The sequence below is a fragment of the Pseudomonas sp. HUK17 genome (assembly GCF_001566765.1).
This window is the reverse complement of sequence record NZ_LSMW01000015.1, coordinates 201,192-219,738: the sequence shown is the minus strand read 5'-3', so window position 1 is coordinate 219,738 and position 18,547 is coordinate 201,192. Positions and strand designations below refer to the sequence as shown.

The window sequence follows — 18,547 nt, the reverse complement described above, 5'->3', positions numbered from 1 at the left end:
GTTGTTCCTTACAGCATGACGGGAGCGTCGAGCTCTACTCTAGGCCCGCCCGGTAAGGCTTCCAGACGACTTTAGTCGTACCTTCTCCGACCTCAGTAATCCCAGAGCCGACGCCAGCCCTGCAGCGGGTGGTGACCCTCGCCATCGAGCACCGAGACGCTCGCCGTCATCCCCGCGCTGAGGTGGATATCCGCCGGTACGTCCAGCAGTTCGATGCGCACCGGAATGCGTTGCGCCAGGCGCACCCAGTTGAAGGTCGGCTCGACGTTGGCCAGCAACTGGGCATCATTGGCAGCATTGCGATCGGTGATGCCGCTGCTGATACTCGCCACCCGCCCCTGCAGCGGCGCCGCCTGGTTCATCAGGCGCACCCGTACCGCATCACCGGGGTGGATAGAGGGGATCTTGGTCTCCTCGAAATAGGCCATGACGTAGAAGGACTTGGTATCCACCAGCGCCATCACCGCCTGGCCGGTCTGCACATAGTTGCCCTCGGCGAATCTGAGGTTGGTGATCCGCCCCTCCCGCGGCGCCAGCACCCGGCTGCGATCCAGGTTGATCTGGGCCAGGTTCACGTCGCTCAGGGCTTCCTGGTACTGGCTGCGGGCGACGGCGACATTGACCTGGGCGGTCTCGCGGTCCTCGGCGCTGATGGCGCTGGTACCCAGGCGCTGGCGCCGGGCCGCCTCGCTCTCGCGCAGACGCAATTGCTGCTGGCGCGTCTCGGCCACCGCCTTGGCATGGGCGAGATTGGCCTGATAACGCTGCTGATCGATCTGCAGGAGCAGATCGCCCGGCTTGACCAATTGGTTGTCCACCACCGCCAGACGGGTCACCCAGCCGGACACGTCGGGCGCGACCACCACCACATCGGCCCGTACCCGCGCATCGCGCGTCCAGGGCGTATAGAGATAGAAATGCCACAGCCAGGTGCCGGCCAGGATGGCGAGCAGTACCACGATCAGGGTTATCGCCACACGCAGGGTCTTGTGCATCGCCTTTGCGATCCTCTTGTCATAGGGCTCAGGTGGCCAGCACGGCCACGATGCCGGCCAGCCAGAGCACGAACAGCGCGCAGCCGAACAGGGCGCCGTGCCAGAGATGGCGGCCGAGGCCGCTGCGCTGCAACAGCCACAGCGAGAGGGCCGTCAGCAATAGCGCCAGGACGCCATAGACGAACAGCGGCCCCAGGTAGACCCCGCCGATGGCCCATTCATGCAGATTCATCCGCGCCCTCCTCCACTACCGCCTCTAGACAACAGCTGCGCCAGGTCTGCTGGAGCTGGCCGATGGCACCGCGCGCCAGTCGATGCGGCTCATCGTCCGGCGCCTGGTCCAGCGCCTGGCGCAAACGCTCCGCTGCGGCGTCCAGCGCGCCCGGCTGGAGGTCACCGAAGCCCACTTCCAGCTGTTCGGCAAAGCGCGCGAGAAAGGCATCCCGCGCCCGCGCCACCTCGCCCTGGGCATCGGCCAGGCAGGCGCGCAGGTGCAGCAATTCGTTGCCCAGGTCCAGCGCCAGCAATCCCTGCTCCCAGCGCCCGCGCTCGCCCGCCGACAGCTGATCGATATGCCGCGCCAGCAGCAACAGGCGATCCGCCATGCGTCCACCGAACCAGGTCTCGGCATTGGCCAGAGGGACCCTGGTCAGTCGCTGCAGGTCGTAGGTGGTGGCCTCCAGGATCCGGCGACTGGTACGCCGCGGCGTCCGCAGGCTGATCAGCCGGAACATCAGCACCGCCGCGCCCACCCCGATCAGCAGACTCTGCAACTGGTTGAGCAAGGCGCCCATTTCCACCTGGCCGTGATTGTTGGGCGAAACCAGCACCAGCAGGTGGATGGCGAAGGCCGTCGCGGTGCCCACCACGCTGGGTGGACCGGCCATCCCCAGGGCGGCAAAGAACAGCGGCACCCCCAGTACCAGGCACAGCAGCGGATAGCCACTGATCTGCGGCAACAGCACCTGGCTGACGAGGATGGCGACCGGTGCGGCATAGAGGATGCCGCGCAGGAACCCGAGACCTATGGTCGCGGCGTTGTCGCGATTGGCGAACAGACTGCAGATGACGCCGGCCATGAGCATGGCACCCGGCGCCGAGGGCCAGGCACTGGCCAGCCAGAAGACGCCCACGGCCAGCAGCGCACAGGCGCTGCGCAGGCCATAGAGCAGCGCCGTCTGGACATCGCGATGGCGGGCCAATGCCGAGGGCGCCACGGCGCTGAGCTGCGCCGTATGGACGCTGTCCAGGGCTCGACCGGCGAGCAAAATCTTGTCCAGCAGGATTGCGAAGCGGGCCAGCAGGTAGCGCTGGTCGTTGTCCAGCTCCGGGGCGGTGCCGGCAGCCTCTCGCAGACGCTGCAGGAGGGCCTCCAGAGCGGGAGCCTGGGGGTCGGCCAGGGTCACCAGCAGTTCGTCGCGCCAGGGCTGCAGCGCGCCCCTTCGCGACTCGTCCAGGCCACGCCACTGGCGCATGGCGCCGCGAGCGGTGCGCAGCAGGCTGAGCAGGTCGCGCGAGAGCAGGCGCAGCGCCCGGGCACGCTGCCGGCCACGCTGGCCTTCGAACCAGGCATGGTCGCGCTGGGCGTCCACCGCCACCACCTGGCCGAGCATGGCCAGCAGGCCCTGGGTGGCGTCCTGGGCCTCCGCCAGCTCCGCCCGCGCGGCGGCCACGCCCTGCTCCCAGGTGCGCCGCGCCTGAGCGGCCAGATTCTGCTCCACGCGCTGCGGCCAGAACAGCGCGCTGACCGCCGAGGCCACGACGATGCCCAGGCAGATCTCGGTACAGCGGGCCACCGCCTGGTCGAACACCGTCAGCGGATGGGCGATGGCGGGCAGACCGATGATCGCCACCGTATAGCCGGCCAGGACGAAGCCATAGGCGACATGGTTGCGCAGCAGGGTCGAGGCGGCCGTGCAGAGGGCCATCCAACCCGCCAGGGCCAACAGGAACAGCCAGGGCGTCTGGGCGAAGAAGCCCATGAGTACCACCGCCATGCAGGTGCCAGCGAGGGTGCCGAGCAGGCGGAACAATCCCTTGGCCAGCACCATGCCGGACAGCGGCTGGGAGACGATCATCACCGTCATGCAGGCCCAGACTGGTTGCTCGAGGCTGAAACGAAAGGCCAGCCAGAGCGCCAGTCCGGCGGCGAACAGGGTCTTGCCGGCAAAGAGGAGCGCCGCCGGCGTGGGTGCGAGAAAGACCGTCCAGGGTAGGCGCACGTCGGCTCTTGGTCTGCAGGGGATCCAGCATAGGCCGCGCGACCCGGGCGAAGTTCCAGCGGGTCGCCCGGACGAAAAAAAGGCGACCCGGGGGTCGCCTGAAGTGCCTTGCGTGCTCGAGCGACGACGCTCCGTCGTCACCACTCCCTGCAGACTAGACGAGTTGCAGCCGGCGTTCTTGATCGAGATCAAGATTGCCCGGGTTTTGTCCAGCCATGCCGAGCAGGCGGTCGATCAGGGCGCAGTCGGATTCACGCCGCACCTGGGCGAACAGAGCCGCCGCCTCGGGATAGCTGCGCGTCAGCATGCCCAGCCACTGCTTGAGGCGCCCTGGGGCGTAGCGCGGCGCCAGCTTGCGCTGCGCCATGACCCAGAAGCGCTGCACTCGCGGCAGGATCTCGGCCCAGCTTTGCGCAGCCGTCTCCTCGCCGCGTACGGCAGCGGCGATCTGCAGCGCCAGATCCGGTCGCGAGACCAGGCCGCGGCCCAGCATGACCGAGGCCTGACCGCTGACACTGCGGCAGCGCCAGTAATCATCCAGAGTCCAGATCTCGCCATTGGCCAGCACCGGTACGGACACCCGGTCGGCCACCCGCGCCACCCACTCCCAGTGCGCCGGCGGCCGATAGCCCTCGACCTTGGTTCGTGCATGGACCACCAGTTGCGCCGCGCCGCCTTCCGCCAGGGCCTCGGCGCAGGCCAGAGCGCTGTTCGGACTGTCATAGCCCAGGCGCATCTTGGCGGTGACCGGAATGTGCGCCGGAACGGCCTGACGCACGCTCTCGACGATCCGGTTGAGCAGTTCCGGCTCCTTGAGCAGCACCGCGCCGCCGCGGGACTTGTTCACGGTCTTGGCCGGGCAGCCGAAGTTGAGGTCGATCACCGGTGCGCCCAGGGTGCAGGCGAAGGCTGCGTTGTCGGCCAGGCAGGCTGGATCCGAGCCCAGCAATTGCACCCGCATGGGGGTACCCGAAGGTGTCCGCGCGCCCTGCCCCAGCTCCGGAGCCAGCTTGGCGAAGGCCGCTGCCGGCAGCAGGCGATCGCAGACGCGAATGAATTCGCTCACGCACCAGTCGAGCCCGCCGACCTCGGTCAGCAATTCGCGCAGGATGTCGTCGACGAGGCCCTCCATGGGCGCCAGGGCGATCTCCATGCTCAGACGTCCTCGTTGGGCAGCGCCTGGCCATAGCCGGCCAGGAACTCGGGTGGCATGCGCTTGGGCTTGCCGGAGGACAGCTCGATGCAGACGAAGGTCGTCCGGGCGCGCAACAGGGTCACGCCATCCGCCGGGCGCTGCAGCTGAAACTGGCGGGTCATGCGCAGGCGGCGATCCCAGTCCACCAGCCAGGTGCCCAGCATCAGTTCGTCGTCCTGGTAACCACTGCTGAGGTAGTCGATCTCGTGGCGCACCACGGCCATGGCACGGTCCAGGCGCTGGAAGGTGGCGAGATCCAAGCCCAGTGCAGCCGAGTGCTGCCAGGCACACTGTTCGAGCCAGCTCACGTAGACGGCATTGTTGGCATGGCCCAGGCCATCAATGTGCTCGGCGCCGATGCGCAGCGGCAGGAGATGGGGCGTCGGTCTGTCCCACTGCATGATGAGACCCTCTCGCGGGCAAGGTCGAAAGACGGAAGGCCAGGCCGAACGGGATCCTGGCCAGGTCATCGGTCGCGGATACTGGCATGAATCCGCGGACAATAAAAAAGGGCCTGCATCGCTGCAGGCCCTTCTTCATGTTTGGCGCACTCGGGAGGATTCGAACCTCCGACCGCTCGGTTCGTAGCCGAGTACTCTATCCAGCTGAGCTACGAGTGCGTTTCGGTGAGTTTAGCCAGAACACCGCTGGTACTGCTGAAGCCAGAGGCTTCGTCGATTTGGCGCACTCGGGAGGATTCGAACCTCCGACCGCTCGGTTCGTAGCCGAGTACTCTATCCAGCTGAGCTACGAGTGCGTTGAAGCTGCGTATTCTAGCTTCCGTTTCTGACGTGTCAAGCAAATTTGCTTGTTTATCAGGTACTTACCATTTGGTCAGTACAGCGGAGCCAGTTTGAAGCAAATGGCGGTGAGGGAGGGATTCGAACCCTCGACACCCTTTTGAGGTGTACTCCCTTAGCAGGGGAGCGCCTTCGGCCACTCGGCCACCTCACCGCAACGGGGCGAAACTATATCGAAGGTTTGCCCGTTTGCAAAGAGAAAAATTCAAAAAAAATCAGTGGTTTGGTTCTTGGTCCTTTTCCTTCTGGATGCGCTGGTAGATTTCCTCGCGATGAACCGCGACTTCCTTGGGTGCATTGACGCCAATGCGGACCTGGTTGCCCTTGACTCCCAGTACCGTCACGGTGACTTCGTCACCCACCATCAGGGTCTCACCAACCCGACGAGTCAAAATAAGCATTCCATTCTCCTTAAGCTTTAACTCAGTCTGCACGTATGAACCGAAACGATCCCTGAATGGACCCTCTAGTCGCTATTGACCTCTGTCCATGCAAGTAAAGTTCCGCAAGAGCCGCGATAGATGAGGCCCCTGTGGCAGGGACCTCGCTTGGCGGGTCACTCGGCGCCGCGTGCGGGGGCGTCGAGCTCGAAAGCGGTGTGCAGCGCGCGAACGGCCAGCTCGAGGTATTTCTCCTCGATGACCACCGACACCTTGATCTCGGAGGTGGAGATCATCTGGATGTTGATGCTCTCCTTGGCCAGGGCTTCGAACATCTGGCTAGCCACGCCGGCGTGGGATCTCATGCCGACGCCGACGATGGAGACCTTGGCGATCTTGATATCGCCCACGGACTCACGGGCACCGATCTCGACACCGGTGCGCTTGAGGATCTCCAGGGCCGCCTGGTAGTCGTTGCGGTGCACGGTGAAGGTGAAGTCGGTGGTGTTATCGTGTGCGACGTTCTGCACGATCATGTCGACTTCGATGTTGGCCGCGCTGATCGGGCCGAGGATCTTGAAGGCCACGCCGGGGGTATCCGGCACACCGCGAATGGTCAGCTTGGCTTCGTCACGGTTGAAGGCAATGCCGGAGATGATCGGCTGTTCCATGGATTCCTCTTCATCAAGGGTAATGAGGGTGCCCGGACCCTCCTGAAAGCTGTGCAGCACGCGCAGCGGCACGTTGTATTTACCGGCGAATTCCACCGAGCGGATCTGCAGCACCTTGGAGCCGAGGCTGGCCATTTCCAGCATTTCCTCGAAGGTGATCTTGTCCAGGCGCTGGGCCTGGGGCACCACGCGCGGATCGGTGGTGTAGACGCCGTCGACGTCGGTGTAGATCTGGCATTCGTCGGCCTTCAGCGCGGCCGCCAGGGCCACGCCCGTGGTGTCGGAGCCACCACGGCCCAGGGTGGTGATGTTGCCCTGCTCGTCGACGCCCTGGAAGCCGGCTACGACCACGACCTTGCGCGCCTTGAGGTCGGCGCGGATGCGGGCATCGTCGATCTGCTGGATGCGCGCCTTGGTGTGGGCGCTGTCGGTGAGGATGCGCACCTGGCTGCCCGTGTAGGAGACCGCCTGGACGCCGCGCTTGAGCAGCGCCATGGTCAGCAGACCGATGGTGACCTGCTCGCCGGTGGAGACCATGACATCCAGCTCGCGCGGATCGGGTTGCTCCATGATCTGCTTGGCGAGGCCGATCAGGCGGTTGGTCTCGCCACTCATGGCCGACACCACCACGACGATCTGGTCGCCCGCTTCATGGAAGCGTTTCACCTTGTCGGCGACCTGCTCGATACGCTCCACCGTACCCACCGAGGTACCGCCGAATTTCTGTACGATCAATGCCATTGCTTGCTGCCCGTCCGCAGAAAAATCTGATTCATGTTGTTGAGGGAGGAAGCGGGCCGCCCTCCCCGGCGACCCGCAGCGCTCTTAGAGGCTTTCCTCGGCGTACTGGCCGGCACAGGCCAGGGCCGCTGCGAGCTGGCTGGCATCGGTGCCGCCGCCCTGGGCCATGTCAGGACGACCACCGCCCTTGCCCCCGACCACGGCCGCGGCGCGCTTCATCAGCTCGCCGGCCTTGAGCTTGGCGGTCAGGTCGGCGGTGACGCCGGCCACCAGCACCACCTTGCCGTCGGCTTCGCCACCGAGCAGGATCATGCCGCTGCCCAGCTTGTTCTTGAGCTGGTCGACCAGCGCCAGCAGCGCCTTGCCGTCGAGGCCGTCGAGACGCGCGGTGAGCACCTTGGCGCCCTTCACATCCTGCGCCTGGTCCACCAGGTCACCGGCCGAGGCACTGGCGGCCTTGGCCTTGAGCTGCTCGATTTCCTTCTCCAGCTGGCGATTGCGCTCGACCAGCGCGGCCAGCTTGTCCAGCACGTTGTCGCGACTGCCCTTGAGCAGGCTGGCGGCTTCGCGCAGTTGCTCCTCGGCGCCGTTGAGGTAGGCCAGGGCCGCGGTGCCGGTGATGGCTTCCACGCGGCGTACGCCGGAGGCCACGCCACCTTCGCTGACCAGCTTGAGCAGGCCGATGTCGCCGGTCTGGGCGACGTGGGTACCGCCGCACAGCTCGACGGAGAATTCACCGCCCATGCCGACCACGCGTACCACGTCGCTGTACTTCTCGCCGAACAGCGCCATGGCGCCACGGGCCTTGGCCTCGTCGATGGCCATGACCTCGGTGGTCACCGCGCTGTTCTTGCGGATCTCTTCGTTGACGATGGTCTCGATGCGCTTGAGCTCCTCGGGCCTGATGGCCTCGAAGTGGCTGAAGTCGAATCTCAGGCGCTGGTCGTTGACCAGGGAGCCCTTCTGGTGGACATGGTCGCCCAGCACCTGGCGCAGCGCGGCGTGCAGCAGGTGGGTACCGGAGTGGTTCAGGGCGATACCCTGGCGGCGACCGGCATCCACCTGGGCCATGAGCGCGGTGCCGACGTTGAGGCTGCCCTTGGTCACCACGCCATGGTGCAGGAAGGCGCCCTGGGTCTTGGTGGTGTCGCGCACGGCAAAGCCAACGCCGGCGCTTTCCAGGAAACCGGTATCGCCGACCTGGCCACCGGATTCACCGTAGAACGGTGTCTGGTCGAGGATGACCACGCCCTCTTCGCCTTCGGCCAGGCTGTCCACTGGCTGACCGGCACGGTACAGGGCGACGATGGTGCCCGAGGCGCTGGTGGTGTCGTAGCCCAGGAAGCGGGTTTCGCCCTCGACCTTGACCAGGCTGTTGTAGTCCACGCCAAAGGCGCTCGCGGAACGGGCCCGCTCGCGCTGGGCCTCCATCTCGCGTTCGAAGCCGGCCTCGTCGAGATTCAGGTTGCGCTCGCGGGCGATGTCGTTGGTCAGGTCGACCGGGAAGCCGTAGGTGTCATAGAGCTTGAACACCACGTCGCCGGGGATGGTGTCGCCCTGCAGCTGCGCCAGATCCTGTTCGAGGATCTTCAGGCCCTGCTCCAGGGTCTTGGCGAACTGCTCTTCCTCGGTACGCAGCACACGCTCGATGTGGGCCTGCTGCTGGACCAGCTCGGGATAGGCCTGACCCATCTCGGCCACCAGGGCGGCGACGATCTGGTGGAAGAAGGTGCCCTTGGCGCCCAGCTTGTTGCCGTGGCGGCAGGCGCGGCGAATGATGCGGCGCAGCACATAGCCACGGCCTTCGTTGGACGGCAGCACGCCATCGGCGATCAGGAAGCTGCAGGAGCGGATGTGGTCGGCCACCACCTTGAGCGACGGGGCGTCGTCGTTGGCGCAACCGATGGCCTCGGCGGAGGCTGCCAGCAGCTGCTGGAACAGGTCGATCTCGTAGTTCGAATGCACGTGCTGCAGCACGGCGCTCACCCGCTCCAGACCCATGCCGGTGTCGACGCTGGGCGCCGGCAGCGGATGCAGGACGCCATCGGCGGTGCGGTTGAACTGCATGAAGACGTTGTTCCAGATCTCGATGTAGCGATCGCCGTCTTCTTCCGGCGAACCGGGCGGGCCGCCCCAGATCTCGGGGCCATGGTCGAAGAAGATCTCGGTGCAGGGACCGCAGGGACCGGTGTCACCCATGGTCCAGAAGTTGTCCGACGCATAGGGCGCGCCCTTGTTGTCGCCGATGCGCACCATCTGCGCCGCGGGCACCCCGACTTCCTTGGTCCAGATGTCGTAGGCCTCGTCATCGGTGGCGTAGACGGTGACCCAGAGCTTTTCCCGGGGCAGACCCAGCCACTGGGGCGAGGTGAGGAATTCCCAGGCGAAGGTGATGGCGTCGCGCTTGAAGTAGTCGCCGAAGCTGAAGTTGCCCAGCATCTCGAAGAAGGTGTGGTGACGCGCCGTGTAACCGACGTTCTCCAGGTCGTTGTGCTTGCCGCCCGCGCGCACGCACTTCTGGCTGGTGGCGGCGCGGGTGTAGCTGCGCTTTTCCATGCCGAGGAAGCAGTCCTTGAACTGGTTCATCCCGGCGTTGGTGAACAGCAGGGTCGGATCGTTCGCGGGGATCAGCGAACTGGAGGCGACCCGGGTGTGCCCCTTCTCTTCGAAGAAGCGGAGGAAGGCTTCACGGATTTCGGCGCTTTTCATATTCATTCCAGACAATGGGCTTTTCGACGCGCGTGACGGGCATCCGACTGGATCGCAGACGAGACGAACGGAGCGGGCGCCGCAGACGCGGCACGTGCGGAAAACGGACACGCATGCCTGGGAGTATATCGACGCCTGCGCCCCGGTGTCGCCCCGGTTGCGCAGGAAAAACGTCGTCGGAAGACTTAGCGGCGGCGGTAGGCGGCGAAAGCGGCGACGGCCGCCTCGATATCGGCGGCGCTGACGTCCAGATGGGTGACCAGCCGCAGGCGTGGAGCCGGACTGATGCGGATGCCGCGCTCGGCGAGGAAGGCCTGCAGGGCGGGTGCTTCGTTACCCATGGCGACGTAGACCATGTTGGTCTGCACCGGCTCCACCTGGTAGCCGAGTTCGGCCAGGGCAGTGCCGAGCCGGGCGGCATGGGCGTGGTCTTCGGCCAGACGCTCGACCTGGTGATCGAGGGCATGCAGCCCCGCCGCAGCCAGAATGCCGGCCTGGCGCATACCGCCACCGACCACCTTGCGCCAGCGACGCGCCTTGGCGACCAGGGCAGCATCGCCGCAGAGCACCGAACCCACCGGCGCACCGAGGCCCTTGGACAGGCAGATCGACACCGAATCGAAATGCTGGCTGATCTCGCGCACCGGTACGCCCAGCTTGACCGCGGCGTTGTACAGCCGCGCGCCGTCCAGGTGCAGGGCCAAGCCGTGCTCCCGGGTGAAGGCCCTTGCCGCCGCCAGATAGGCCAGCGGCAGGACCTTGCCGTGCATGGTGTTCTCCAGCGCCAGCAATCGCGTGCGGGCGAAGTGGAAGTCATCGGCCTTGATGTAGCTGCGCACGAGATCTAGGTCCAGGCTGCCGTCGGCCGCCATCTCGATGGGCTGCGGCTGGATGGAGCCGAGCACCGCGGCGCCCCCGCCTTCGTACTTGTAGGTGTGGGCCTGCTGGCCGACGAGGTATTCGTCGCCCCGCTCGCAGTGCGCCAGCAGGCCGAGCAGATTGCTCATGGTGCCGCTGGGCACGAAGAGTCCGGCCTCCAGGCCGAGATCGCCCGCCAGACGCTGCTCCAGCCGGGTGACAGTCGGGTCTTCGCCATAGACGTCATCGCCGAGTTCGGCGTCCAGCATCGCCTGGCGCATGGCCGGCGTGGGCTGGGTGACGGTATCGCTGCGCAGATCGATCATGCAGGCCGCTCCTTATGCCGGGACCACGATGAGCCCGGCCCGCAGGCCGACGGCGACCTTGGGGTTGGGGAAGATGATGCGCGCCTCGGCCTCGTCGACGATCCAGCGCTCGCTGCCATCCTCGGCCAGCAGCGAACCCTGGCGCAGCGGCGAGAAGTTGGCCACGTCGTCGGCCAGGTGCAGCTGGAAGCGCGGACTGGACTTGTACACCTGGCGCGCGACCCGGAATCTCAGCAGCGAGGAATCCGGCGGCGGCAGTTCGGCTTCACGGCCTTCGATCAGGGCTTCGAGCAGCAGCCGCAGGCGGCTCAGGTCGAGTTCGCTGTTCTCGCCGAAGGGACGGGCCTGGCCCAGCTCCAGGGTCAGGGCTTCGGCCTGGCATTCGGCGTAGGTGTAGGCGCTGAAGGTGATACCGGGTTTGTCATAGAGCAGCACGGCTTCGATGCCGGCGGCTTCCAGGCGCTGCAACTCGGCTTCCGAATGCTCGCGCCCGGCACTCCAGGGATAGAGGGCGAAGCGCGGCAGCGCCGAGGCGCGCAGCGCGGTGTGCAGGTCGTAGTGCAGTCGGGCCCGATCAGGCTTGCTGAAGAACTGCGCGGACAGGCGCTCGAGATCGTTGGCACGTTGGGCCTCGGAGCCTTCGGCCTGGGCATGGCGACCGTTGAACAAGCGATTCAGATCCTGCTCGACATAGCGGGTGCCGCGGCGCATAGCATCGGGATTGCCGAACATGAACAGCATTCGGCAGGCAGGACGCAGGGCTCCGCTGGCGATGCCGCCGAGCAACTCGTCGAGCAGCTCCATGGGCGCCGTCTCGTTGCCATGGATACCCGCCGAGAGCAGCAGGTCCAGGTGGTTGTCGCGCGCCACCGGCGGAGTGACTTCCAGCACGCCTTCGGTCAGCCAGTGGAGACGGGTGCCGTCGGCAGTCAGTTGAATCTTCTCGGTCGGCTCGCGGCCGGCCAGGGTCAGGTCCAGCAGGCGGCCAAGCGCCAACCGATAACGTTCAGATGCAGCCATGCTCTACTCCGCTGAGCGACGTGTCGGAGCTAGATACTCAATGATCGTGGCCGCAACCGCAATCGGCGTCATGCACATGATTCTCATCGCCTTCGTCGGCGAAGGTTTCCAGGGCGATGGACAGGCCCAGGGCATTGAGGGCCTGGGGCCGCAGCACCAGGACCGGGGTCTGTTCTTCGTCGTCCTGGGAGTCGGCGAAGATGTTGAGACCGCCGCTGCCGTCGGCTTCCAGCCAGAGGTCGCGGCCGGCCAGGCGGATGGCCAGGCGCTGGACTTGCAGCGTCTGCTGCTCGTCGGCGGTAGGTTCGAGGATCAGGTCGAGACGGTTGCTCATGGGAACTCCGGACGTCAGGTCAATTGAAAGGGATAGACCGAGCCGAGGCCCAGCAACTGGGTCAGCTCGTCGAGGGCAGTGCGGACCTCGTCCAGCAGTTGAGGATCGGCGAGATCCGCAGGCGCCAGGCGGTCGCGGTAGTGGCGATCCACCCAGTCGAGCAGTTGGGTGTGCAGCGTCGGCGTGAAGCGCACCCCTGGATTCACCGCCTCCAGTTCGTCGGGCTTGAGGGCCACCCGCAACCGCAGGCAGGCGGGTCCGCCGCCGTTCTGCATGCTTTGCTTGAGGTCGAACACCTTGACCTCGCCCAGGGGCCCCGCGCTATTGACCTGGGCCTGCAGGTAGTCCCACACCGCCGGATTCTGCCGGCACTCGTCGGGTACCACCAGCAGCGCGCCCTGCCCCGGCCGATCCAGCAACTGGCTGTTGAACAGGTAGGAACGCACGGCGTCACCGACGCTGATCTCACTGCGGCGCACGCAGAGACGCTGCAGCTGGCCGCCGCGCCGGGCGAGCTTGCCTTGCAGTTCGTCCAGCACGCGGTCGCTGTCGAGAAAGGCGTCTTCGTGATGGAACAGCACCTGGGCGTTGCCCACCGAGATGACGTCGTTGTGGAAGACGCCCTGGTCCACCACCGCCGGATTCTGCTGGGCGAACACCACGCCCTCCTCGCTCAGCCCGTGCAGCCGGGCGATGGCCTGGGAGGCTTCCAGGGTCTGGCGCGCCGGATAGCGATGGGGCTCGGGATAGCGCGGATCGAAGGCGCTACGGCCAAAGACGAAGAACTCCACGCCCGGGGCGCCGTGGTCGTGGCTGAAGCGGGTGTGGTTGGCCGCGCCCTCGTCGCCGAACTGGGCCACCGAGGGCAGTGGCGCATGGTGCTGGAAATGCGCGGGATCGCGGAACATCGCCTGGAGGATGCGCGCCGTGGTGGTCGGTTCGAGGCTGCGGTGAAATTTGCAGGCCAGGTTGGCCGGGGTGAAATGCACCCGGCCATCATGGGTGTCGGCGCTCGGGCTGACGGTGGCGGCGTTGGCGGTCCACATGGCCGAGGCGGAGCTGGCGGACAGCAGCAGCGGCAAGGCTTCGCGCGCGGCGCTTTCCAGCACCTGGGTATCACTGCCGGCGAAGCCCAGGCGGCGCAGAGAGGCGATGTCGGGCCGCTCGTGGGGCGCGAGGACCCCCTGCTCGAAACCCAGCTCCATCAGCGCCTGCATCTTGGCCAGGCCCTGACGTGCCGCCTCGCGCGGATTCGAACACTGCTGCTTGCTGGCCTGGGAGGCCACGTTGCCATAGGACAGGCCCGCATAGTTGTGGGTCGGACCGACCAGGCCGTCGAAATTGACCTCCCGAGCAGCGAGAGCGAGGTGACTCATAGGTGTAATCCTGGGGGCAATTGGGCAGGCAGGCTCAGGGCGTCGCTCTCCAGCGAGGCGACCGGGAAGGCGCAGTAATCCGCGGCGTAGTAGGCGCTGGGACGATGATTGCCGGAGGCGCCGACGCCGCCGAAGGGCGACGCGCTGGCCGCCCCGGTAAGCGGACGATTCCAGTTGACGATGCCGGCGCGCACGCCCTGCCAGAACCGTTCGTAGGTGGCCGGATCGTCGGCCAGCAACCCGGCCGCGAGGCCGAAGCGGGTGGCGTTGGCCAGCGCCAGGGCATGGTCGAAGTCCGTATAGCGCTGGACCTGCAGCAGCGGACCGAAGACTTCCTCGTCGGGCAATTCAGGGATCCCCGAGACATCGAGGATGCCCGGGGTAAGCAGCGCGCGCGTCGCATCCGGCTGACGCATCTCCAGCAGCGCGCGGCCACCCTGCGCCAGGCGCTGGGCCTGAGTCCGCAGCAGAGTCTGGGCAGCGGCGAGGGAGATGACGGTGCCCATGAAAGGCGCCGGATCGGCGTCGAAGCGGCCGGTACTGAGACCCGCGCTGACGCTTGCCAGACGCGCCAGCAGCGCATCGCCCCAGTCACCCTGGGGCACGAGCAGGCGACGGGCACAGGTGCAGCGCTGCCCGGCGGAAAGGAAGGCCGACTGAACGATGGTCACCACGGCGGCGTCCAGATCGGCCACCGGCTCCACCACCAGCGGATTGTTGCCGCCCATCTCCAGGGCCAGCAGCCGCTGCGGACGGTCCGCATTGAGGCGGTGCAGGGCCGCGCCCGTGGCGCTGGAACCGGTGAAGAGGATACCGTCCAGACCGGGATGCGCGGCCAGGGCCTCACCCGTGGCGCGCCCCCCTTGAATCAGGTTGAGCACGCCCGCTGGCAGCCCGGCGGCGATCCAGCAATCCAGGGTCAGGGCAGCGAAGCGCGGCGTCAGCTCGCTAGGCTTGAACACCAGCGTATTGCCGGCCAGCAGCGCCGGCACGATATGCCCATTGGGCAGATGGCCGGGAAAGTTGTAGGGGCCAAAGACCGCCAGGACGCCATGAGGACGATGGCGCGTCACGCTGCGGGCATCGGCTACCGTCGCCGCACGTTCGCCGCTGCGCGCGGCTTCCGCCTGGGCGGAGATGGCCACCTTGGCGATCATGCTGCCGATCTCGGTATCGGCTTCCCACAGGGGTTTGCCGGTCTCCTCGGCCAGGGCGCGCCCCAAGGTTGCACGGCGAGCCTGCAGCACCTGGGCAAAGGCCTGCAGGATGGCCAGACGAGCGGCCGGCCCGCGGCTTTCCCAGGTCGGAAAGGCCTCGCGCGCGGCGGCAAGGGCCTGATCGACGTCGTCCGCGTCCGCCGCCGCGCCCTGCCAGAGCGGGATGCCGTCATAGGGATCGACGGAGCTGAATACCTCGCCCCGCCCGGGGCGCCACTGACCAGCGATATAGAGGCTATCCATGACGTCTCCTCAAGGCATCAGGCGCACGGCGCGCACCTGGGCGCCGGCCATCAGCCGCAGCTCGCGGGCGGTGGCCAGGTCGACCACCAGGGTGCCGGCGGCCAGGCGAGCACGGGCGCTGGTGATGCGGCAGTCCTGACATTTGCGGTTGTGGATCAGATAGACCTCGGCGTCATCGCCAGGCGTACCCACCGCCAGCACCAGGCGCTGGCTGTCACGGATCGCCCGCACCTTGGTGGTTTCCGCCTCCAGGGTCGGGCCAGCGTCGAAGATGTCGACGTAGCCCTGGTAGTTGAAGCCCTCGGCCTCCAGCAGCCGACGAGCCGCCTCGGTGTCCGGGTGCACCCGCCCGATCACCTGACGCGCCTCTTGCGACAGGAAGCAGGTGTACAGCGGAAAGCGCGGCATGAGTTCGGCGATGAAGCCGCGGTTGCCGATGCCGGTGAGATAGTCCGCCTGGGAGAATTCCATCTTGAAGAAATGCCGGCCCAGGCCCTCCCAGAACGGCGACTGGCCGTTACCGTCGGACATGCCGCGCAATTCGGCGATGATGCGCTCGGCGAACAGCTCGCGAAACTCGGCGATGAACAGGAAGCGCGACTTGGACAGCAGCCTCCCGGCGGCCCCACCACGGCGATCGGCGCGCAGGAACAGCGAGCAGAGCTCGGAGCTGCCGGTCATGTCGTTGGCCAGGAACAGCGTGGGAATCTGCCGGTGGATGTCCAGTTCACGCGAGGCGCTCACCGTCAGGCCGACCCGGTAGTTGTACCAGGGCTCGCGCAGCCCCAGGGCGGCGGCGATCCCGGCGATGCCGATGACCTCACCCTCGTCTTCCAGGGCAAAGAGATAGTCGGCATCGGCAGGCTGCGCCTGCTGCAGGAAACTGCGTTCGGCGTTTTCCACCCGCTGCGCCAAGCGTTCTTCGCTGGCGGGCAGCGTGGTGAGACCGGCACCGGCCGCTTGCGCCAGTTGCAGCAGCGCGGGCACATCGGCACGGGTAACGGGACGGACGATCATCGGACCTCCAAAGACGCTAGGGTCGGCTACAGCGCTACCAGACGAACCCGGTCGCCTTCGGCGATCTCCAGGGTGGCGATCTGCTCGGGGGAAAGGACGACGGACTCACCGGGAGCCCAGCTCAGTGGCGTGGCCAGCGCCCGGAAGTTCTCCAGGCCATCGTTGGCGATCAGGAACCAGGGCGCGTCCTCGGGCGCTGCTGCGCCTTCGCTCACCGGTGCGAGACGGCTCTCGGCGATGGACCGGATGGCCGTGGTGCGGGCGTGCAAGGTCGGGCCGCCATCGAAGATGTCGATGTAGTTGTCGGTCTCGAAGCCTTCGCGACTGAGGATGTCGAAGGTGATCTGCGCGCGCGGGTGCACCTGGCCCATGGCTTCCTGAGCACTGTCGGGCAGCAGGGGCACATAGAGCGGATAGGTCGGCATCAACTCGGCGAGAAAGGTGCGGCTCCTCTGCCCGGACAGCCGCTCGGCGGTGGTGTAGTCCAGGTCGAAGAAGTTGCGCCCTACCCCGTTCCAGAACGGCGATTCGCCGTCATCGTCCGCCAGGCCGACGATCTCCACCACCACCGTCTCGGCGAAACGCGCCGGGTGGGCGGCCATGAACAGCAGCCGGGCACGGGAGTTGAGTTCGGCGTGGGGGGTGTCGAGCAGCGGGCGCTGGACGTAGAAGCTGCTCAGCACGCTGTTGCCGGTCAGGTCGTGACAGAGCGACAGCACATGCACCTTGTTGTGGATCTTCAGCTCGCGCGAGGCATGGATGAAGGTCTCGTTGCGAAAGCTGTAGAAGGGTTCGGAGAAGCCCGCCGAGGCGACGATGGCCGAACAGCCCAGCAGCTCGCCGCTGGTGGTGTCTTCGAGCACGAAGAAATAGCTCTCCTCGCCATGAAAGCCCACCTCGGCCGCCAGCGACGACTCCGAGGTGCGGATCTTGTCGCGCAACCGTTCGGGGTTGTCGGGCAGCGAGGTGACGCCAACCGGGCTATCCGCGGCGAGCCGCTGGACCAGGGGCAGATCCGCCGCGCGCGCAGGGCGCATTACCAGCATGAGAACTCCTTGTGTACGGATCCATCCCTGGATGCCAGCGGTACGCGTCCCGCGTCCGGAGATTAGCCTTGGGTGAGGCGCGCCAGGGCGCGATCCAGGCGGGCCAGGCCTTCGTCGATGTCGGCCTCGGGGATGATCAGGCTTGGCGCCATGCGCAGCACGTCCGGGCCGGCCTGGAGGATCATCAGGCCTTCCTCGTTGGCGGCGGTGACGATGTCTTTGGCACGCCCCTTCCAGCTGTCGTTGAGCACCGCGCCGATCAGCAGACCCAGGCCGCGAACCTGCTCGAATAGGCTATAGCGGGCGTTGAGCTGCTCCAGGCCGGCGACAAAGCGCTGATGGCGAGCGGCTACGCCAGCCAGGGTTTCCGGCGTGGCGACGATGTCCAGCAGCGCGGCGCCGACGGCGCAGCCCAGCGGATTGCCGCCGTAGGTGCTGCCATGCACGCCCGCGCTGAAATGCTGGGCGACCTTGTCGGTGGTCAGCATGGCCGCCAGCGGGAAGCCACCGCCGATGCTCTTGGCGGTGGTGAGGATGTCCGGCACCACGCCATAGTGCTGGTAGGCATAGAGATGACCGCTACGACCGACGCCGCTCTGCACCTCGTCGAAGATCAGCAGCGCGCCCTGGGCGTCGCACAGGCGGCGGGCGCCTTCGAGGTAGGCCTGGTCGGCCGGCAGTACGCCGCCCTCGCCCTGGATGGGTTCGAGGATGACGGCGCAGGTCTTGTCCGACACCACGGCTTCGAGAGCGGCCAGGTCGTTGAAGGGCACATGGCGGATGCCTTCGATCTTGGGACCGAAACCATCGGAATACTTGGGCTGGCCACCGACGCTGACGGTGAACAGGGTACGGCCGTGGAAGCTGTTGGTGGCGGCGACGATCTCGTAGCGGCTGCCTCCGCTGACGTCATGGCCATAGCGCCGGGCCAGCTTGCAGGCCGCCTCGTTGGCTTCGGCGCCGGAGTTGGCGAAGAACACCCGGTCGGCGAAGGTGTGATCCACCAGCTTGCGCGCCAGACGCAGGGCGGGCTCGTTGGTGTAGATGTTGGAGACGTGCCAGAGCTTGCCGGCCTGCTCGGTCAGGGCGTTGATCAGCGCCGGATGGCCATGGCCCAGGGCGCTGACGGCGATGCCGCCGGCGAAATCCACGTACTCGCGATCGGCCTGGTCCCAGACGCGGGAGCCCTCTCCTCGCACCGGAATGAACGCGGCAGGGGCGTAGGTCGGGACCATCACCTCATCGAAGGCGGCGCGTTGCACGTTGGGTTGAGAAGCGGACATCGGGGTTTCTCCTGCCGATCACGGCGGTGACTGAGGGGGATTGTAGGACGACCTCCGGGCGCGGCATTGCGCCCAGGCGACAACTATTTACGGGCGAAAACGCAAACGGGCGTC

16 protein-coding genes and 3 tRNA genes are annotated in these 18,547 nt (G+C 66.6%); all 19 read right to left on the bottom strand.

Annotation, left to right across the window (positions count from 1 at the left end; all coding sequences use genetic code 11):
• Positions 1-92: 92 nt before the first annotated feature.
• The 19 genes from AX284_RS11355 to AX284_RS11265 all read right to left on the bottom strand — a co-directional run bounded on the left by AX284_RS11355 (position 93) and on the right by AX284_RS11265 (position 18,433).
• Positions 93-995 carry an efflux RND transporter periplasmic adaptor subunit gene (locus tag AX284_RS11355; RefSeq protein ID WP_017639708.1) on the bottom strand — a complete coding sequence of 301 codons (903 nt, stop codon included), beginning with the start codon at positions 993-995 and terminating at the stop codon, positions 93-95.
• Positions 996-1,023: 28 nt separating this feature from the next.
• The gene (locus AX284_RS11350; protein ID WP_017639707.1) at positions 1,024-1,227 is read right to left on the bottom strand and encodes a DUF1656 domain-containing protein; all 204 of its coding nucleotides are present in this window, start codon (positions 1,225-1,227) and stop codon (positions 1,024-1,026) included.
• Entirely contained in the window at positions 1,214-3,217 is a 2,004-nt protein-coding gene (locus tag AX284_RS11345; RefSeq protein WP_068385506.1) for an FUSC family protein, read from the bottom strand. Before AX284_RS11345 ends, AX284_RS11350 begins: the two co-directional genes overlap by 14 nt.
• A 154-nt stretch (positions 3,218-3,371) precedes the next feature.
• The gene (locus AX284_RS11340; protein ID WP_068385503.1) at positions 3,372-4,370 is read right to left on the bottom strand and encodes a tRNA dihydrouridine synthase; all 999 of its coding nucleotides are present in this window, start codon (positions 4,368-4,370) and stop codon (positions 3,372-3,374) included.
• Positions 4,371-4,372: 2 nt separating this feature from the next.
• Positions 4,373-4,813, bottom strand: a complete 441-nt coding sequence (locus AX284_RS11335) for an acyl-CoA thioesterase (RefSeq protein WP_068385500.1) — start codon at positions 4,811-4,813, stop codon at positions 4,373-4,375.
• A gap of 142 nt (positions 4,814-4,955) precedes the next feature.
• Positions 4,956-5,032, bottom strand: a tRNA-Arg gene (locus AX284_RS11330).
• A 60-nt stretch (positions 5,033-5,092) separates the two neighbouring features.
• Positions 5,093-5,169 (bottom strand) — tRNA-Arg (locus tag AX284_RS11325).
• Between the two features lie 106 nt (positions 5,170-5,275).
• Positions 5,276-5,366 (bottom strand) — tRNA-Ser (locus tag AX284_RS11320).
• A 61-nt stretch (positions 5,367-5,427) separates the two neighbouring features.
• On the bottom strand, positions 5,428-5,613 hold the full coding sequence (gene csrA, locus AX284_RS11315; RefSeq protein ID WP_007159101.1) for a carbon storage regulator CsrA: 186 nt from the start codon (positions 5,611-5,613) through the stop codon (positions 5,428-5,430).
• A gap of 155 nt (positions 5,614-5,768) precedes the next feature.
• Positions 5,769-7,004: an aspartate kinase gene (locus tag AX284_RS11310; protein WP_068385496.1), complete on the bottom strand. Its 1,236-nt coding sequence runs from the start codon at positions 7,002-7,004 to the stop codon at positions 5,769-5,771.
• A gap of 84 nt (positions 7,005-7,088) precedes the next feature.
• The gene (gene alaS, locus AX284_RS11305) at positions 7,089-9,713 is read right to left on the bottom strand and encodes an alanine--tRNA ligase (RefSeq protein ID WP_068385493.1); all 2,625 of its coding nucleotides are present in this window, start codon (positions 9,711-9,713) and stop codon (positions 7,089-7,091) included.
• 185 nt (positions 9,714-9,898) lie between these two features.
• Positions 9,899-10,897 (bottom strand): low-specificity L-threonine aldolase, encoded by a 999-nt coding sequence (gene ltaE, locus AX284_RS11300; RefSeq protein WP_068385490.1) that lies wholly within the window; start codon positions 10,895-10,897, stop codon positions 9,899-9,901.
• A gap of 12 nt (positions 10,898-10,909) precedes the next feature.
• Positions 10,910-11,917: a succinylglutamate desuccinylase gene (gene astE / locus AX284_RS11295; protein ID WP_037063295.1), complete on the bottom strand. Its 1,008-nt coding sequence runs from the start codon at positions 11,915-11,917 to the stop codon at positions 10,910-10,912.
• Positions 11,918-11,954: 37 nt separating this feature from the next.
• On the bottom strand, positions 11,955-12,251 hold the full coding sequence (locus AX284_RS11290) for a hypothetical protein (RefSeq protein ID WP_017639699.1): 297 nt from the start codon (positions 12,249-12,251) through the stop codon (positions 11,955-11,957).
• A 14-nt stretch (positions 12,252-12,265) separates the two neighbouring features.
• On the bottom strand, positions 12,266-13,627 hold the full coding sequence (gene astB / locus AX284_RS11285; protein WP_068385487.1) for an N-succinylarginine dihydrolase: 1,362 nt from the start codon (positions 13,625-13,627) through the stop codon (positions 12,266-12,268).
• Positions 13,624-15,087, bottom strand: coding sequence for a succinylglutamate-semialdehyde dehydrogenase (gene astD / locus AX284_RS11280; RefSeq protein ID WP_068385484.1), 1,464 nt, complete (start codon positions 15,085-15,087; stop codon positions 13,624-13,626). Before astD ends, astB begins: the two co-directional genes overlap by 4 nt.
• Positions 15,088-15,096: 9 nt before the next feature.
• Complete coding sequence (gene astA, locus AX284_RS11275; RefSeq protein ID WP_068385481.1) at positions 15,097-16,104, bottom strand: arginine N-succinyltransferase; 1,008 nt, start codon at positions 16,102-16,104, stop codon at positions 15,097-15,099.
• A 26-nt stretch (positions 16,105-16,130) separates the two neighbouring features.
• On the bottom strand, positions 16,131-17,150 hold the full coding sequence (gene aruF, locus AX284_RS11270; protein ID WP_068385478.1) for an arginine/ornithine succinyltransferase subunit alpha: 1,020 nt from the start codon (positions 17,148-17,150) through the stop codon (positions 16,131-16,133).
• A gap of 62 nt (positions 17,151-17,212) precedes the next feature.
• Positions 17,213-18,433, bottom strand: a complete 1,221-nt coding sequence (locus tag AX284_RS11265; protein WP_017639694.1) for an aspartate aminotransferase family protein — start codon at positions 18,431-18,433, stop codon at positions 17,213-17,215.
• Positions 18,434-18,547: the final 114 nt, after the last annotated feature.

What these genes read in the sequence shown, in the direction of transcription:
- AX284_RS11355 (WP_017639708.1), bottom strand. Translation starts at nt 995, where the DNA reads ATGCACAAGACCCTGCGTGTGGCGATAACCCTGATCGTGGTACTGCTC.
- AX284_RS11350 (WP_017639707.1), bottom strand. Translation starts at nt 1,227, where the DNA reads ATGAATCTGCATGAATGGGCCATCGGCGGGGTCTACCTGGGGCCGCTG.
- AX284_RS11340 (WP_068385503.1), bottom strand. Translation starts at nt 4,370, where the DNA reads ATGGAGATCGCCCTGGCGCCCATGGAGGGCCTCGTCGACGACATCCTG.
- AX284_RS11335 (WP_068385500.1), bottom strand. Translation starts at nt 4,813, where the DNA reads ATGCAGTGGGACAGACCGACGCCCCATCTCCTGCCGCTGCGCATCGGC.
- csrA (WP_007159101.1), bottom strand. Translation starts at nt 5,613, where the DNA reads ATGCTTATTTTGACTCGTCGGGTTGGTGAGACCCTGATGGTGGGTGAC.
- AX284_RS11310 (WP_068385496.1), bottom strand. Translation starts at nt 7,004, where the DNA reads ATGGCATTGATCGTACAGAAATTCGGCGGTACCTCGGTGGGTACGGTG.
- alaS (WP_068385493.1), bottom strand. Translation starts at nt 9,713, where the DNA reads ATGAAAAGCGCCGAAATCCGTGAAGCCTTCCTCCGCTTCTTCGAAGAG.
- ltaE (WP_068385490.1), bottom strand. Translation starts at nt 10,897, where the DNA reads ATGATCGATCTGCGCAGCGATACCGTCACCCAGCCCACGCCGGCCATG.
- astE (WP_037063295.1), bottom strand. Translation starts at nt 11,917, where the DNA reads ATGGCTGCATCTGAACGTTATCGGTTGGCGCTTGGCCGCCTGCTGGAC.
- AX284_RS11290 (WP_017639699.1), bottom strand. Translation starts at nt 12,251, where the DNA reads ATGAGCAACCGTCTCGACCTGATCCTCGAACCTACCGCCGACGAGCAG.
- astB (WP_068385487.1), bottom strand. Translation starts at nt 13,627, where the DNA reads ATGAGTCACCTCGCTCTCGCTGCTCGGGAGGTCAATTTCGACGGCCTG.
- astD (WP_068385484.1), bottom strand. Translation starts at nt 15,087, where the DNA reads ATGGATAGCCTCTATATCGCTGGTCAGTGGCGCCCCGGGCGGGGCGAG.
- astA (WP_068385481.1), bottom strand. Translation starts at nt 16,104, where the DNA reads ATGATCGTCCGTCCCGTTACCCGTGCCGATGTGCCCGCGCTGCTGCAA.
- aruF (WP_068385478.1), bottom strand. Translation starts at nt 17,150, where the DNA reads ATGCTGGTAATGCGCCCTGCGCGCGCGGCGGATCTGCCCCTGGTCCAG.
- AX284_RS11265 (WP_017639694.1), bottom strand. Translation starts at nt 18,433, where the DNA reads ATGTCCGCTTCTCAACCCAACGTGCAACGCGCCGCCTTCGATGAGGTG.